Origin of the sequence: Ochrobactrum sp. RH2CCR150, from assembly GCA_014138095.1 — a bacterium.
Classification (GTDB): domain Bacteria; phylum Pseudomonadota; class Alphaproteobacteria; order Rhizobiales; family Rhizobiaceae; genus Brucella; species Brucella gambitense.
Genome location: JACGXE010000001.1, coordinates 755,731 through 770,938, shown reverse-complemented (window position 1 = coordinate 770,938; position 15,208 = coordinate 755,731). Strand labels below are relative to the sequence as shown.

Below are 15,208 nucleotides of genomic sequence, written 5' to 3'. Positions count from 1 at the left end.
TTTCCGAACTGATTCGTAGAAAATTGATTATGTTGCAAAAGGCGAATGCCGCCGCCACCTTAAGGCAGCCTTAAGCTGGGACAGCGACAAGCCGGGCCGATTTAAAACGACAACAAGGCGAAAACAGGAAGATCGATGCGCATTCTGGTGGTTGAAGACGACGCAATCCTGCTCGACGGGCTATCCGTTGGTTTGGGCATTGCCGGTTTCACCGTGGATGCGGTCTCGACCTGCGGCGATGCCGAAGCAGCCCTTGCTGCACAGAATTACAATGCCGTTGTGCTTGATCTCATGCTGCCCGACGGGTCCGGCCTCGACATTTTGAAGACCATGCGGCGCGGACGTGACGACACCCCTGTCCTGCTTCTGACCGCTCGTGATCAGGTGCCGGAACGCATCGCGGGGCTGGACGCTGGCGCCGACGACTATGTCGGCAAGCCGTTCGACCTGCATGAACTGGCCGCCCGGGTGCGCGCCATTGCGCGGCGCGGGACTGGTCGCGCCAATGCCATGCTGGAATGGCGCGGCGTCGAGCTTGATCCGGCGGAAATGTCGGCGCGCTTCAAGGGCGAACCGCTGCGGCTGACGCGGCGTGAATTCTCGATCCTGCGCGCGCTGATGGAGCGCCCCAATGCGACGCTTTCCAAATCATCGCTGGAAGAAGCGCTTTATGGCTGGCAGGAAGAAGTGGAAAGCAATGCGGTGGAGGTGCATGTCCACCACCTGCGTTCCAAACTTGGCTCCGATTTCATCGAGACGGTGCGCGGTGTTGGCTATCGTCTGGCGGGGGCCTGCGCATGAGTTCGATCCGTGGCCGTCTGACCGGCATTCTGATTGGTGTAACCTGCATTGTCTGGCTGGTTGCCGTGGTCTGGATTCACTATACCACCCAGGCCCAGCTGGAAAAGGTTCTGGATGCGCGCCTGATGGAAGCCGCGCGCATGGTCAATTCGCTTTTGAGCGATCATCGCGTTGAAGTCGGCCCTGATGGCGATGGCGGCCAGCTCTCGCTCAAGCCCATGCCGGAATTTTCCGACTATGACCGGCAGCTTTTCTGCCAGATCTGGGCGCTGGACGGCAAGCTGGTCGGGCGTTCGGAAAGCGCGCCAGTAACGCGGCTGACCAGCGTGGCAAACGGCTTTTCCAACACGGTTGTCGCTGGCGAGCGCTGGCGCGTATTTGCGGTTGAAAACACGCAACTTGGTCTGCGCGTCATGGTCGGCGACAGTCTCTATGTTCGCGAAAGGCTGGTCCGCAATGTGGTGACGGGGCTGGTCGTGCCTGCCCTTCTGGTGCTGCCGTTGCTTGCTGGCATGATCTGGCTTTGCGTGCGGCGCGGGCTCAACCCGTTGAGCAGCCTTGCCTCCGTTCTGTCGAAGCGACAGGCGCAGGATTTGCGCCCGTTGCCGGAAGACAACCTGCCCACGGAAATTGCGCCTGCAGTCACCGCGTTGAATGGGCTGTTCCACCGTGTCGAGGAAGCACGCGAGCGCGAGCGCAACTTCGCGATTTTCGCCGCCCATGAGCTGAAGACGCCGCTCGCCGGTCTGAAGACGCAGGCACAGATCGCGGAGAGCGCAAAGGACGAAGCCGTGCGCGCCAATGCGGTGCGCCAGATTGCAGCCGGTGTGGACCGCACCAGCAGGCTGGTCGGTCAGCTGCTCGATCTTGCAGCGCTTGAAACGTCCGACGAAACCGAAACCCCGACGCCGGAACCGGCCTGCAAGCTGCTGCACACTATCGCCACCGATATGCGCATGCTCGGCGCACAACGCGGTGTCGCCATCGAATTGCTGGAGGGCATGCCGCTCGTGCAGATGCCCTTCCCGCATCTCTTCACGCTGGCGGCGCGCAACCTGATCGAAAACGCAGTGCTGCATTCCCCACCGGATGGTTTTGTGTGCTGCGGCTTTACCGTCGCGGACAGCCGCCTCACCCTCACAGTCGAAGACAGCGGCCCCGGCATCCCCGATATCGAAATGCCGCATGTCACCGAGCGCTTTTTCCGCGGCAAGCACCGGCAGGACAATGGCAGCGGCCTCGGCCTTGCCATTGTGCAAATGGCTGTCACGCGGATGGAAGGCACATTCGATCTGGTGAACCGTCCCGATGGCGGTCTTCGCGCCACGCTGACTGTGCCAGTCGCCTGACGTCTGAGACCGGTTTCCTCCCTAGAAAATCGTCGTTGATTAGGATCAATGACAGCACGCCACTGAGCGCCGATAGAAATCCTGTCGCTACAACTGCCCCTGACGGGCGGTCTTCGTTACGCGCTGCGAGGGGATTTCATGAACTACGCCGCTGGAACAGTCCTATCCGGTCTGGGAGCGCTTTTTGCCGTTCTCCTGGCCGGATTTTCCCATGACGAGCTGTTCAGAACCCATATGTGGATTCTGTTCGTCGTGCTCGCCATTTTCACCATTCTTCTGTTGCGCAACGCCGATTACGGTCTGACGCCGAAAAAGACGGATCAGTCCGTCTATATGGATGGTCCGATCCGCTACGGCCTGATTGCCACAGTGTTCTGGGGCGTTGTCGGCTTCCTCGTCGGCGTTGTTATCGCCGCGCAGCTCGCTTTTCCGGATCTCAATCTGGAACCATGGCTGAACTTCGGCCGCGTGCGCCCGCTGCACACTTCCGCCGTCATTTTCGCCTTCTGCGGCACCGCGCTCATCACCACGTCCTTCTATGTGGTGCAGCGCACCTGTCGCGCCCGCCTGTTCGGCGGCGATCTGGCCTGGTTCGTGTTCTGGGGCTACCAGCTTTTCATCGTCATGGCCGCCACCGGCTATCTGCTCGGCATCACGCAGAGCCGCGAATATGCCGAACCGGAATGGTATGTCGACATCTGGCTGACCATCGTCTGGGTCGCCTATCTGGTGGTGTTCCTCGGCACCGTGCTGAAGCGCAAGGAGCCGCATATCTATGTGGCCAACTGGTTCTTCCTCGGCTTCATCATCACCATCGCCATGCTGCATATCGTGAATAACCTTGCCGTGCCGGTCTCCTTCCTTGGCACCAAGAGCTATTCCGCCTTTTCGGGTGTTCAGGATGCACTGACGCAATGGTGGTACGGCCACAATGCCGTCGGCTTCTTCCTCACCACCTCGTTCCTCGGCATGATGTATTATTTCGTGCCGAAGCAGGCGAACCGTCCGGTCTATTCCTACCGCCTGTCGATCATCCACTTCTGGTCGCTGATCTTCCTCTATATCTGGGCCGGTCCGCACCACCTGCACTATACCGCCTTGCCCGATTGGGCGCAGACGCTGGGCATGGTGTTCTCGATCATGCTGTGGATGCCGTCCTGGGGCGGTATGATCAACGGCCTGATGACGCTTTCGGGCGCATGGGACAAGATCCGCACCGATCCGATCATCCGCATGATGGTGGCTGCTATCGCCTTCTACGGTATGGCGACCTTCGAAGGCCCGCTGATGTCGATCAAGGCGGTCAACTCGCTGTCGCACTATACCGACTGGACCATCGGTCACGTTCATTCCGGCGCGCTTGGCTGGAACGGCATGATCACCTTCGGCGCTATCTATTATCTGGCTCCGAAACTGTGGAACCGCGAACGCCTCTACTCGGTGCGCATGGTCAACTGGCACTTCTGGCTCGCCATTCTCGGCATCGTGCTCTACGCCGCCGCCATGTGGGTTGCGGGTATCCAGCAGGGCCTGATGTGGCGCGAATACGACGATCAGGGTTTCCTCGTCTATTCCTTCGCAGAAACGGTCGCCGCGATGTTCCCTTACTACGTCATCCGCGTGACTGGCGGCCTGCTCTACCTCACGGGCGGTCTCGTCATGGCCTGGAACGTCTATCAGACCATTCGCGGAAACCTGCGCGATGAGGCGCCGATTGCCGGCGCAACCCCGGTCAAGCCGGCATCAGCGATGCAGCCTGCGGAATAAGGATCGAACACACATGTCCTTTCTGAAAAAACACGCCGTAATCGAAAAGAACGCAACGCTGCTGCTGGTTGGATCGCTGACCGTGGTGCTCATTGGCGGCATCGTGGAAATCGCGCCGCTGTTCTATCTCGAAAACACCATCGAGAAGGTAGAAGGGATGCGTCCCTATTCACCGCTCGAGCTTGCGGGGCGCAATATCTATGTGCGCGAGGGCTGCTATCTGTGCCACAGCCAGATGATCCGCCCCTTCCGTGACGAGGTGGAACGCTACGGACATTACAGCCTTGCGGCGGAATCCATGTATGACCATTCGTTCCAGTGGGGCTCCAAGCGCACGGGGCCGGACCTCGCCCGCGTCGGGGGCCGTTATTCCAACGAATGGCATGTCCAGCACCTGATCCGCCCGCGCGATGTGGTGCCGGAATCGGTCATGCCGAGCTACGGCTTCCTGAAGGATACGCCGCTTGGCGCCAACAACATTGCTGCCGATCTCAAGGCCAATGTCGCGGTGGGCGTGCCCTATACGCAGGACATGATCGACAACGCGCTGGCCGATCTGAAGGCGCAGGCCGATCCCGAGGCCGACACATCCGGCGTCGAGGGGCGCTACCCCAAGGCCAAGCTCGGCGATTTCGACGGCAATCCGGCTGCGGTAACGGAGATGGATGCGCTTGTCGCCTATCTTCAGATGCTCGGCACGCTCGTTGACTTCTCGACCTACGATCAATCCCCCAAAGCGCGATAGGAGCTTCCCATGGATTACAACGCCATGCGCCACTTCGCCGACAGCTGGGGCCTGCTCGGCATGACGGTCTTCTTCGTTATCACCGTCTTCTATGTCTTCCGTCCCGGCAGCAAGAAGATCGCCGACGAGGTGAAAGCCATTCCGTTCAAGGATGACGCAAATGACTGATAAGCATATCGACGACGTCAGCGGTGTTTCGACCACCGGCCATGAATGGGACGGCATCCGCGAACTCGATAATCCAATGCCGCGCTGGTGGCTGTGGACCTTCTACGCCACCATCCTGTTTGCCATCGGCTACACCATCGCCTATCCGGCATGGCCGCTGATTTCCAGCTCGACTGCGGGGCTGACCCAATGGTCGAGCCGCGGCGCGTTGCAGGAAGACATGCGCCAGGTGGCGGCGGAAAAGCAGGGCATTCTCGACCAGATCAAGGCCAGGGATGTGCATGAGATTCTAGCCGATGAAAACCTGCGCCAGTTCGCCATTGCGGGCGGCGCTGCCGCCTTCCGCGTCAATTGCGTGCAGTGCCACGGCTCCGGCGCGCAAGGCGCACCCGGCTATCCGAACCTCAACGACGATGACTGGCTGTGGGGCGGTTCCATCGACGAAATCCTGACGACCATCCGTCACGGCGTTCGTTCCAAGGACGACGCGGATACCCGCACGTCCGAAATGCCCGCCTATGCCGATATTCTGGAACCGCAGCAAATCCGCGATGTGGCGGCCTATGTGGTCAGCCTGACCGGCACACCACATGACCCGTCGATGGTTCCCGCAGGCCAGAAGGTCTTCTCGGAAAACTGCGCGGTCTGCCATGGCGCAGACGCCAAGGGCAGCCGCGAATTCGGCGCACCGAACCTGACCGATGCGATCTGGTTCTACGGTTCGGGCGAAGACGCAATCATCCGTCAGGTGTCGCATCCCAAGCACGGCGTGATGCCTGCGTGGGAACCGCGCCTCGGCGACACAACCGTCAAGCAGTTGGCGATATTCGTCCATTCGCTGGGCGGGGGAGAATGAAGAGCGGGGAGTAAGGCAGTAGGGGAATAGGGGAGTATGTTTTGGTTGTGAAGGCCCGCAACGTCGCCCCCCTTTTTTCATACTCCCTTACTCCCCTATTCCCCTACTCCCTTCTCCTCCCTAGGAGCATAAAATGTCAGAGCAAGTCGAACGTATCGACGTTCAGGCAGTGAATTCCCCCAAGACACGGCAGTCGCTTTATGCGGCGCGGGTCAAGATTTTTCCGAAGCGCGTTCAGGGTGAATTCCGGCGCTTCAAATGGCTCGTCATGCTCATTACGCTGGGCATCTACTATCTGACGCCGTGGCTGCGCTGGGATCGTGGGCCTTATGCGCCGGATCAGGCCGTGCTGATCGACCTCGCCAACCGCCGCTTCTATTTCTTCTTCATCGAAATCTGGCCGCAGGAATTCTATTACGTCGCGGGCCTGCTCATCATGGCGGGCCTTGGCCTGTTTCTGGTCACCTCCGTCGCGGGCCGCGCATGGTGCGGCTATACCTGCCCGCAGACGGTCTGGGTCGATCTCTATCTCGTGGTGGAACGCGCCATCGAAGGCGACCGCAACGCCCGCATGAAACTCGACAAGGGTCCATGGACCTTCGACAAGATCTGGAGGCGCGTGACGAAACATTCGGTCTGGCTCCTGATCGGCATTCTGACCGGCGGCGCGTGGATTTTCTACTTCGCCGATGCGCCAAGCCTGCTGCTCGATTTCCTAACCGGACAGGCAGCGCCCGTCGCCTATTTCACCGTCGCCATTCTCACCGCCACCACCTATACGCTGGGCGGGCTGATGCGCGAGCAGGTCTGCACCTATATGTGCCCGTGGCCGCGCATTCAGGCCGCGATGCTCGACGAGAATTCGCTGACCGTGACCTATAATGACTGGCGCGGCGAACCGCGTTCGCGCCATGCCAAGAAGGCTATCGCCACCGGCGAATCCGTCGGCGATTGCGTGGATTGCAATGCCTGTGTGGCCGCCTGCCCGATGGGTATCGACATTCGCGACGGCCAGCAGCTGGAATGCATCACCTGTGCGCTGTGCATCGATGCCTGCAATTCGGTGATGGACAAGATCGGCAAGGCGCGCGGTCTCATCTCCTATGCGACGCTGGCCGACTACGACGCCAATATGGCGCTTGCCACCAACAACGGGACGATGCCCATCACCCCTGCCCGGGTTTACGATGCGCCCAATGTGCTTTCCGACAAGGTGCAGAACCTGTCATGGGGCAAGGTGCTGCGTCCGCGCAGCCTGTTCTACTTCATCGTCTGGGTGCTGATCGGCCTTACGCTGGTCATTTCGCTGTCGATGCGCCAGCGCATTGGCATCAATGTTCTGCACGACCGCAACCCGCAATATGTGCTTCTGTCGGATGGCTCGATCCGCAACGGTTATACGGTCAAGCTTCTCAACATGATCCCGACGCCGCGCACCTTCCGCTTGTCCATCGAAGGATTGCCCGGCGCGACCCTGACCGTGCAGGACGAAACGGCAGACACAGACGGCAATTATGCCGTGCCCGTCGAACCCGACCGGCTGAAGACATTGCGTGTTTTTGTGACCTTGCCGCATAGCGCCATCTCGGACCACCGCAAGGATTACGAAATCGAAGTGCGCGACGCGGACGGCGCTGAACACGCCCGCTACAAGGCAACCTTCATGGCTCCGGAGGGACGATAATGTCGGCAGAAACCAAGACTGCATCCGCGAATTCGGCAGGCACATTCACCGGCTGGCATATGCTGGGCATCATGGTGACGTTCTTCGGGGTGATCATCGCCGTCAATGTGACGATGGCCTATTTCGCCATTCACAGCTGGAGCGGGCTGGTCGTCGCCAATTCCTATGTTGCGAGCCAGGAATTCAACGAAAAGGCCCAGACCGGCAAGGAACAGGCAGCCCTCAACTGGCAGTCGACGCCCGCCTATGCCGGGGGTGTCTTTACCTGGCGGCTCACCGACCGCGATGGCAAGCCAGTTACCGTGACGGGCGGAACAGTGGAGTTCAAGCGTCCCGTTGGCGATGTGAACGATACCAGGGCAGCACTTGCCACCCGGGAAGCCGGCGTGCTTGGCGCCAGCATCGACCTCGCCGATGGCGCATGGGTCATGGAAATCAACGCCGATGCGGGTCTGGAAGATCCCTATCGCCATATCGTCCGCGTTCTGATCAAGAACGGGAAGCTGTTATGAGCTGCTGCGTCGAGAATGCACAGATCGCGACGGTCATCCAGACCGTTTCCCCGGATGAAATGCAGCTCGCCAGCCGTGCGCTTGGCGACGGATTGCGCCAGCTCGACCTGTCGGTGCCGGGCGTTCACTGTGGATTGTGCATCAAGACGATTGAAGAAGCGCTGGCGCAGATCGCTGGCGTTGCCTATGTGCGCGTCAACCTGACTGCGCGGCGCGTTGCAATCCGCTGGAAGGACGGCGAAACGCCGCCCAATGTCGTCGATCCGCTGCGTCGCCTCGGCTATGAAGCGCATATTTTCGACATGGGGCAAGAGAAAGATCCCGCCTTCACGCGTCTGCTGATCGCCCTTGGCGTTGCGGCTTTCGCCTCCAGCAATGTCATGTTGCTTTCCGTCGCTGTCTGGTCGGGTGCGGATGCGGCAACCCGCGATCTGTTTCACTGGGTTTCCGGCCTGATCGCCCTGCCGACGCTGATCTTCTCAGGTCGCATCTTCTATGTTTCCGCATGGAACGCGCTGCGCGCAAGGCGTGTGAACATGGATGTGCCGATTGCGCTCGCCATCTCGCTTGCCTTTGCGATGAGCATTTATGAGACCATGAACCATGGTCATCATGCCTATTTCGATGCCTCGGTGACGCTTTTGTTCTTCCTGCTGATCGGCCGCACGCTGGACTATATGATGCGCGCCCGCGCCCGTTCCGCCGTGCGTGGACTGGCACAGCTTGGCAGTCGTGGCGCGGTGGTGATCGCCGACAATGGCGAGCGGAACTATCTGCCGGTCAATGAAATCCGCCCCGGTATGAGCATCATTCTCGCGGCTGGCGAGCGCGTGCCGGTGGATGCGAGAATTGAGGAAGGCCGCTCCGAACTCGATTGCGCTATCGCATCCGGCGAAAGCGATGCGGTGCCGGTCGGCCCCGGTTCGGATATTCGCGCCGGCACGCTGAACCTCTCCACGCCGCTCGTCATCCGGGCGACGGCGGAAGCCAAGGATTCCTTCCTTGCCGAAATGGTGCGCCTGATGGATGTGGCTGAAGGTGGCCGCGCCTATTATCGCCGCCTCGCCGACCGCGCTTCCGAACTCTATGTGCCGATGGTGCACACGATTGCCTTCCTCGCCTTCACAGGCTGGATGGTCTACACCGGCGGCGACTGGTACCGCTCGATCTATATCGCCATTTGCACGCTGATCATCACCTGCCCTTGCGCGCTAGCGCTAGCCGTGCCGATTGTGCAGGTGGTTGCGGCGCGCCGTCTGTTCGAGAACGGAATCATGATCAAGGACGGCTCCGCCATGGAACGCATGGCCGAGATCGACACCGCGATCTTCGACAAGACCGGCACGCTGACGCTCGGCCAGCCGCGCCTGATCGGCCTTGAAAGCGTCAATGCGCACTATCTCGAAATCGCCGCCGAACTGTCACTCTATTCCCGCCATCCGCTGTCGCGGGCGCTGGCGCAGTTTTCCGGTCAGGGCCCGATGAGCGCCTTCACACGGATTGAGGAAATTCCGGGATCGGGTATCGAGGCGGAAATCGACGGCAAACTTTATCGCCTCGGCAAATCCGAATGGGCTGGCGGCATGGCCGATGCTACCGCCGCAAACGGACCGGTAACCTGTCTTTCCATCGACGGCATGCTGGTCGAAACCTTCCACTTCGAGGACAGCCCGCGCGAAGACGCAGCCGCCGCTATCGCTGCCCTGAAAAAAGATGGACTAAAGCTTGGCATCATCTCCGGCGACCGATTGCCCGCCGTCAGACAACTCGCGGATTATCTGGGTGTCGATGATTATCGCGGCGCGGTGCTGCCTGCCGATAAGTCGCAGCTCGTGCAGGAACTTTCCGGCGAAGGCCGCAAGGTGCTGATGGTAGGCGACGGTCTCAACGATGCGCCCGCCCTCGTCGCAGCCCATGTTTCCATGGCTCCGGCAACCGCTGCCGATATCGGGCGCAATGCCGCCGACTTCGTGTTTCTGCGCGAGAGCCTCGCCGCCGTGCCACTGGCCTTTGCCGTCTCGAAGGAGGCAGGTCGGCTGATCAGCCAGAATTTCGCGCTGTCCATCGGCTATAATATCATCGCCGTGCCGATTGCGATCTTCGGCTATGTCACGCCGCTGGTGGCAGCACTTTCCATGTCGCTGTCGTCCATCGTGGTTGTCAGCAATGCATTGCGGCTGAAAGCCGGGAAGCAGAAGCAGCAGGCGCAACAGCAGCGTGCCGCCCCGGTCGCCGTGGTCAAGGAAGCGCACAAATGAGCGGGCTTCTCTTTCTCATCCCCGTCGCTCTTTTGATGGGCGCGGTGGGGCTGGCAGCCTTCCTGTGGTCGCTGAAAAACGGCCAGTATGAAGACCTAGATGGCGCAGCGAACAGAATCCTGCTCGACGACGACACTACGCCGTTATCAAAATCGCGCGCAGATCGTTGACATTGGTGCCGGTCGGACCCGGGATGAACAGATCGCCGATGGCGTCAAAGGCCGTCCATGCATCGTTGTTGTTGAGGCGCGCCGCACCATCCTCGCCCGCCTTTTGCAGACGCGAAACCGTGCCGCCATCGGCAAAGGCACCGGCATTGTCTTCCGAACCGTCGATCCCGTCCGTATCGGCGGCAAGCGCATGAATATTGGCATAGCCATCGATATCAAGCGCAAAAGACAGCAGAAATTCGCTGTTGCGTCCGCCTTTGCCACCCTTGCCGCGAATGGTGACTGTGGTTTCGCCGCCGGACAGAATGACAATCGGCTTTTTGAACGGGCGGTCGCGTTCGACCACTTCCCGCGCGATTGCCGCATGGACATGCGCCACTTCGCGCGATTCCCCTTCCATGGCGTCCGACAGGATCACCGCTTCAACACCATGCCGGGCAGCCTCTTTCGCTGCCGCTTCCAGCGATACAGCGGCAGATGCTATCACCCGCACTTCGTTTTGCGCGAAAACCGCATCATCCGGCTTTGGCGCATGCGCTCCGTCACCGCGAATATGGGCAAGTGCGGCCTCCGGCAATTCCAGCCGGTAGCGTTCGATGATCTTGAGCGCGTCATCGCGGCTGGTTTGGTCCGGCACCGTCGGGCCGGAGGCCACGAATGCCGGATTGTCGCCCGGAATATCCGAGACGACCAGCGAGAAAACCCGCGCCGGATGAGCGGCAGCGGCAAGGCGTCCGCCCTTGATGGTCGAGAGATGCTTGCGCACGGCATTCATGGCCGAGATCGGCGCGCCCGACGCCAGCAAGGCCTTGTTGACGGCAATTTCGTCTTGCAGCGTCAGCCCTTCCGGAGGCGAGGGCAGCAGCGCCGAGCCGCCGCCGGATATCAGCGCCACCACGAGATCGTCTTCCGTAAGGCCTGACACGGCATCGAACAGACGCCTGGAGGCCACAAGCCCGGCTTCATCCGGAACGGGATGTGCCGCCTCGATAATCTCGATGCGTTCGCAAGGCGTGCCATAGCCATAGCGTGTCACCACGAGGCCCTCAATCGGGCCATCCCACGCCCTTTCAAAAGCAGCCGCCATCTGTGCAGAGCCTTTGCCAGCGCCGATGACGATCGTGCGCCCCTTTGGCTTGGCAGGCAGATTGGCGCGGATAACCAGTTCGGGATCGGCAGCCGCCACGGCGGCATCGAAAAGGCTGGTCAGGAATTTCTTCGGATCGGCGATGGCGCTTGTGGCAGTCATGAGAATCCCGGCTTCACAAATCAACGGCGGCACTATTCCCCGCGCGGCACATAAAATCAATGGAGCCGGCCATCTCCCTCCAGATAGCCAGCTCCACGCTCTCCCCTCCAGAGAACCGATCAGGCCTGCGACTCAGGCAACATCGTGATTGGCCATACGCTCCAGCGCGCGCACCAGACCGGAATGGTCGAGCCCGTCCTCACCATGCGCCGCGCAGGAATTGAACAGTTCCTGCGCCGTGGCCGTGTTGGGCAGCGAGACACCCAGAGCCTTCGCGCCCTGAAGCGCCAGATTGAGGTCTTTCTGGTGCAGGGAAATGCGGAAACCCGGATCGAATGTCCGCTTGATCATGCGCTCGCCATGCACTTCGAGAATGCGCGATGAAGCAAAACCGCCCATCAGCGCTTCACGCACCTTGGACGGATCAGCACCCGCCTTTGAGGCAAAAACCAGCGCTTCGGCAACCGCTTGGATGTTGAGCGCCACGATAATCTGATTGGCGACCTTGGTGGTCTGGCCATCGCCACAATCACCGACCAGCGTGATATTCTTGCCCATCAGCTTGAGAAGCGGCAGCGCCGCATCAAAGCTTGCCTGTGCGCCGCCCGCCATGATGGAGAGGCTGGCATTTTTCGCGCCGACCTCACCGCCGGATACCGGCGCGTCGATATATTCAGCCCCGGCAGCGCGGACTTTTTTCGCAAATTTCTTCGTTTCGATGGGCGAAATCGAACTCATGTCGATGAGCGTCTTGCCCTTGCCCAGACCTTCAACCGCGCCGTTTTCGCCGAAAAGGACTTCGGCCACCTGCGGCGTATCCGGCAGCATGAGGATGGTCGTTTCACATTCCGCGGCCACCACCTTGGGCGTATCGAGAACCGTCAGACCCGCATCAACCAGGTCTTTGTGCGGCGGCTGGCTATGTTTCGAGGTGAAAAGCTGGTGGCCTGCATTTTGCAAATGCTGCGCCATCGGCTTGCCCATGATACCCAGTCCGATAAAGCCGATCTTGGCCATTCTATACCTCCCTATGCAATTTACGCGCTCAGCCGTTCAGCTTCGTACTGTTTGAACCAACCCAGACCTTCCTCGGTGGTGGTCTTCGGCTTGTATTCACAGCCGATCCAGCCCTTATATCCGGCGTTCTTCAGCGCTTCGAAGACGTTCGGATAATGGATCTCGCCGGTGCCGGGCTCGTTTCGCCCCGGATTGTCGGCAAGCTGCACATGCGCGATCAGCGGCTTGTAGCGCTCGTAGGTGGCGACGAGTTCGCCGCGCGTGCGCTGCTGGTGATAAAGGTCATACTGGATGAACAGGTTGTTGCTGCCCACCTCGTCGATAATCGAAACCGCCTGCTCCACCGTGTTCAGATAGAAGCCGGGAATGTCGTAATGATTGATCGGCTCAATCAGCAGGCGGATGCCGTGCTTTCCCAGTTCCTTCGCCGCCAGCCGCAGATTGCTGACAAAGGTCGCCCTCATCGCATCCGGGTCGATGCCCTGCGGCGCGATACCGGCAAGGCAGTTGACCTGCGAACAGTTGAGCGTCGTGGCATAATCGATGGCGTCGGCCACCCCACGACGGAATTCGTCCACACGATCCGGCAGCACTGCGATGCCGCGCTCACCGCCCGCCCAATTGCCCGCAGGCAAATTGTGCAGCACCTGCGCCAGATTGTGACGGGTAAGGGCGGCCTTCAGCTCATGCCGGTTGAACTCGTAGGGGAACAGATATTCCACCCCGGTGAACCCCGCCTTGGCGGCCAGCGCGAAGCGATCCATGAACGGCGCTTCGGTGAAAAGCATGGTGAGATTGGCTGCAAATCTTGGCATGTTCAACTTCTCCAATTCTAATCCAGCAATGCCGCTATCGCAGTCGGCGCATCTTCGCCGCGCTCGGCCAGTTCCTCGAACTCGACCACCTGATCAATGTCGGTTCCCATGGAAATATTGGTGACGCGTTCCAGAATGAATTCCATCACGACCGGCACCTGATGCTCCTGCATCAACGCCTTGGCCTGCTCGAAACTTTCTACAAAGTGGTTGGGGCTGCGCACCCGGATCGCCTTGCAGCCGAGACCTTCGGCAACCGCCACATGGTCGACGCCATAGCCCTTCTCCGCATCGCCGGACGCATTGATGTTGTCGAAGGCAAGGCTAACCTCGAAATCCATGTTGAAGCCGCGTTGCGCCTGACGGATCAGGCCAAGATAGGAATTGTTCACGACGACATGGATGTAAGGCAGTTTGTGCTGCGCGCCGACCGCCAGTTCCTCGATCATGAACTGGAAGTCATAGTCACCCGACAGCGCCACGATGGGTCGATCCGGATCGGCGGCGCGGACACCCAGAGCCGCCGGCAGGGTCCAGCCAAGCGGGCCAGCCTGTCCGCAATTGATCCAGTTGCGCGGGCGATAGACATGCAGGAACTGCGCACCCGCAATCTGGCTGAGGCCGATGGTGGTGACATAGCAGGTGTCACGACCGAAAGCCTTGTTCATCTCCTCATAAACCCGCTGGGGTTTCAGCGGCGTCTGGTCGAAATGCGTCTTGCGCAGCATGGTGCGCTTGCGGCCCTCGCATTCCTTCGCCCAGCCGGACCAGTCGCGCAACTTGCCCGCCGCCTTCCATTCGGTTGCGACGTCGAGCAACTGCTTCAACGCCTTGCCCGCATCGGACACGATGCCGAAATCCGGCGCAAAGACGCGCCCGATCTGCGTCGGTTCGATATCGACATGGATGAAAGTGCGATCCTTGCGATAGGTATCGACATTGCCGGTATGCCGGTTGGCCCAGCGATTGCCGATGCCGATGACTGCATCGGACGCCAGCAGATTGGCATTGCCATAACGGTGCGAGGTCTGGAGACCGCACATACCGGCCATCAGACGGTGATCGTCCGGGATAACACCCCAGCCCATCAGGGTCGGGATGACCGGAATGCCGGTGATCTCGGCGAATTCGACCAGAAGATCCGACGCATCGGCATTGATGATGCCGCCGCCTGCGACAATCAACGGACGTTCCGCTGCGTTCAGCATGGCAATCGCCTTTTCGGCCTGCGCCCGCGTGGCGGCTGGCTTATAGGCTTCCATCGGCTGATAGGTGTCGATGTCGAACTCTATTTCCGCCATCTGAACATCAATCGGCAGATCGATCAGCACCGGACCGGGACGGCCCGACTTCATGATATGAAACGCCTTCTGGAAAACAAAAGGCACCAGCGCCGGCTCCATGACCGTGACCGCCCATTTGGTGACAGGCGCCGCAATCTTGGCGATATCCACCGCCTGAAAATCTTCCTTGTCGAGACGCGCGCGTGGCGCCTGCCCCGTGACGCAAAGGATCGGAATGGAATCGGCGGATGCCGAATAAAGGCCGGTGATCATATCCGTGCCCGCCGGGCCGGAGGTGCCGATGCACAGGCCGATATTGCCATGCTTTGCCCGCGTATAGCCTTCGGCCATATGCGAAGCGCCCTCAACGTGACGCGCCAGGACATGGCGGATCGAACCCCGCGCTTTCATCGCCGAATAAAATGGATTGATAGCCGCGCCCGGCACGCCGAAAGCGCAATTGATCCCTTCCCTCTCCAGCACAAGCACGGCTGCATCGACTGCACGCATTCTGGCCATGGCCAATCCTCCTAT

14 protein-coding genes are annotated in these 15,208 nt (G+C 60.3%); 10 read left to right on the top strand and 4 right to left on the bottom strand.

All coding sequences use genetic code 11. The features are described from left to right. Nucleotides 1–135 precede the first annotated feature (135 nt). The 10 genes from FHW03_RS03465 (at nucleotide 136) to ccoS (ending at nucleotide 10,310) form a co-directional block, all read left to right on the top strand. A complete protein-coding gene (locus FHW03_RS03465; RefSeq protein WP_182519358.1) occupies nucleotides 136–801 on the top strand; it encodes a response regulator transcription factor in 666 nt (221 codons plus the stop codon). Continuing rightward, on the top strand, nucleotides 798–2,150 hold the full coding sequence (locus FHW03_RS03460; RefSeq protein WP_182519357.1) for an ATP-binding protein: 1,353 nt from the start codon (nucleotides 798–800) through the stop codon (nucleotides 2,148–2,150). The genes FHW03_RS03465 and FHW03_RS03460 overlap by 4 nt, the downstream gene beginning before the upstream one ends. A gap of 138 nt (nucleotides 2,151–2,288) precedes the next feature. Next, a complete protein-coding gene (ccoN, locus tag FHW03_RS03455) occupies nucleotides 2,289–3,917 on the top strand; it encodes a cytochrome-c oxidase, cbb3-type subunit I (protein ID WP_182519356.1) in 1,629 nt (542 codons plus the stop codon). Between the two features lie 13 nt (nucleotides 3,918–3,930). Then, a complete protein-coding gene (gene ccoO / locus FHW03_RS03450) occupies nucleotides 3,931–4,662 on the top strand; it encodes a cytochrome-c oxidase, cbb3-type subunit II (protein ID WP_182519355.1) in 732 nt (243 codons plus the stop codon). A 9-nt stretch (nucleotides 4,663–4,671) separates the two neighbouring features. After that, nucleotides 4,672–4,830 carry a cbb3-type cytochrome c oxidase subunit 3 gene (locus FHW03_RS03445; protein ID WP_078337972.1) on the top strand — a complete coding sequence of 53 codons (159 nt, stop codon included), beginning with the start codon at nucleotides 4,672–4,674 and terminating at the stop codon, nucleotides 4,828–4,830. Beyond that, a complete protein-coding gene (ccoP, locus tag FHW03_RS03440) occupies nucleotides 4,823–5,686 on the top strand; it encodes a cytochrome-c oxidase, cbb3-type subunit III (RefSeq protein ID WP_182519354.1) in 864 nt (287 codons plus the stop codon). Before FHW03_RS03445 ends, ccoP begins: the two co-directional genes overlap by 8 nt. Before the next feature lie 133 nt (nucleotides 5,687–5,819). Continuing rightward, nucleotides 5,820–7,370, top strand: a complete 1,551-nt coding sequence (gene ccoG / locus FHW03_RS03435; RefSeq protein ID WP_182519353.1) for a cytochrome c oxidase accessory protein CcoG — start codon at nucleotides 5,820–5,822, stop codon at nucleotides 7,368–7,370. Continuing rightward, a complete protein-coding gene (locus tag FHW03_RS03430; RefSeq protein ID WP_182519352.1) occupies nucleotides 7,370–7,882 on the top strand; it encodes a FixH family protein in 513 nt (170 codons plus the stop codon). Before ccoG ends, FHW03_RS03430 begins: the two co-directional genes overlap by 1 nt. Beyond that, nucleotides 7,879–10,140, top strand: coding sequence for a cation-translocating P-type ATPase (locus FHW03_RS03425; protein ID WP_182519351.1), 2,262 nt, complete (start codon nucleotides 7,879–7,881; stop codon nucleotides 10,138–10,140). Before FHW03_RS03430 ends, FHW03_RS03425 begins: the two co-directional genes overlap by 4 nt. Beyond that, entirely contained in the window at nucleotides 10,137–10,310 is a 174-nt protein-coding gene (gene ccoS / locus FHW03_RS03420; RefSeq protein WP_182519350.1) for a cbb3-type cytochrome oxidase assembly protein CcoS, read from the top strand. Before FHW03_RS03425 ends, ccoS begins: the two co-directional genes overlap by 4 nt. On the opposite strand, the gene FHW03_RS03415 is transcribed toward ccoS, so the two are convergent. From FHW03_RS03415 to gcl, 4 genes are all read right to left on the bottom strand, one after another. Then, nucleotides 10,276–11,559, bottom strand: a complete 1,284-nt coding sequence (locus FHW03_RS03415; RefSeq protein ID WP_182519349.1) for a glycerate kinase — start codon at nucleotides 11,557–11,559, stop codon at nucleotides 10,276–10,278. The two genes, ccoS and FHW03_RS03415, sit on opposite strands and share 35 nt — an antisense overlap. A gap of 132 nt (nucleotides 11,560–11,691) precedes the next feature. Next, entirely contained in the window at nucleotides 11,692–12,576 is an 885-nt protein-coding gene (locus FHW03_RS03410; protein ID WP_182519348.1) for a 2-hydroxy-3-oxopropionate reductase, read from the bottom strand. A 20-nt stretch (nucleotides 12,577–12,596) separates the two neighbouring features. Next, nucleotides 12,597–13,391 (bottom strand): hydroxypyruvate isomerase, encoded by a 795-nt coding sequence (gene hyi / locus FHW03_RS03405; protein ID WP_182519347.1) that lies wholly within the window; start codon nucleotides 13,389–13,391, stop codon nucleotides 12,597–12,599. 17 nt (nucleotides 13,392–13,408) lie between these two features. After that, complete coding sequence (gene gcl, locus FHW03_RS03400) at nucleotides 13,409–15,193, bottom strand: glyoxylate carboligase (RefSeq protein WP_182519346.1); 1,785 nt, start codon at nucleotides 15,191–15,193, stop codon at nucleotides 13,409–13,411. Between the last annotated feature and the right edge of the window lie 15 nt (nucleotides 15,194–15,208).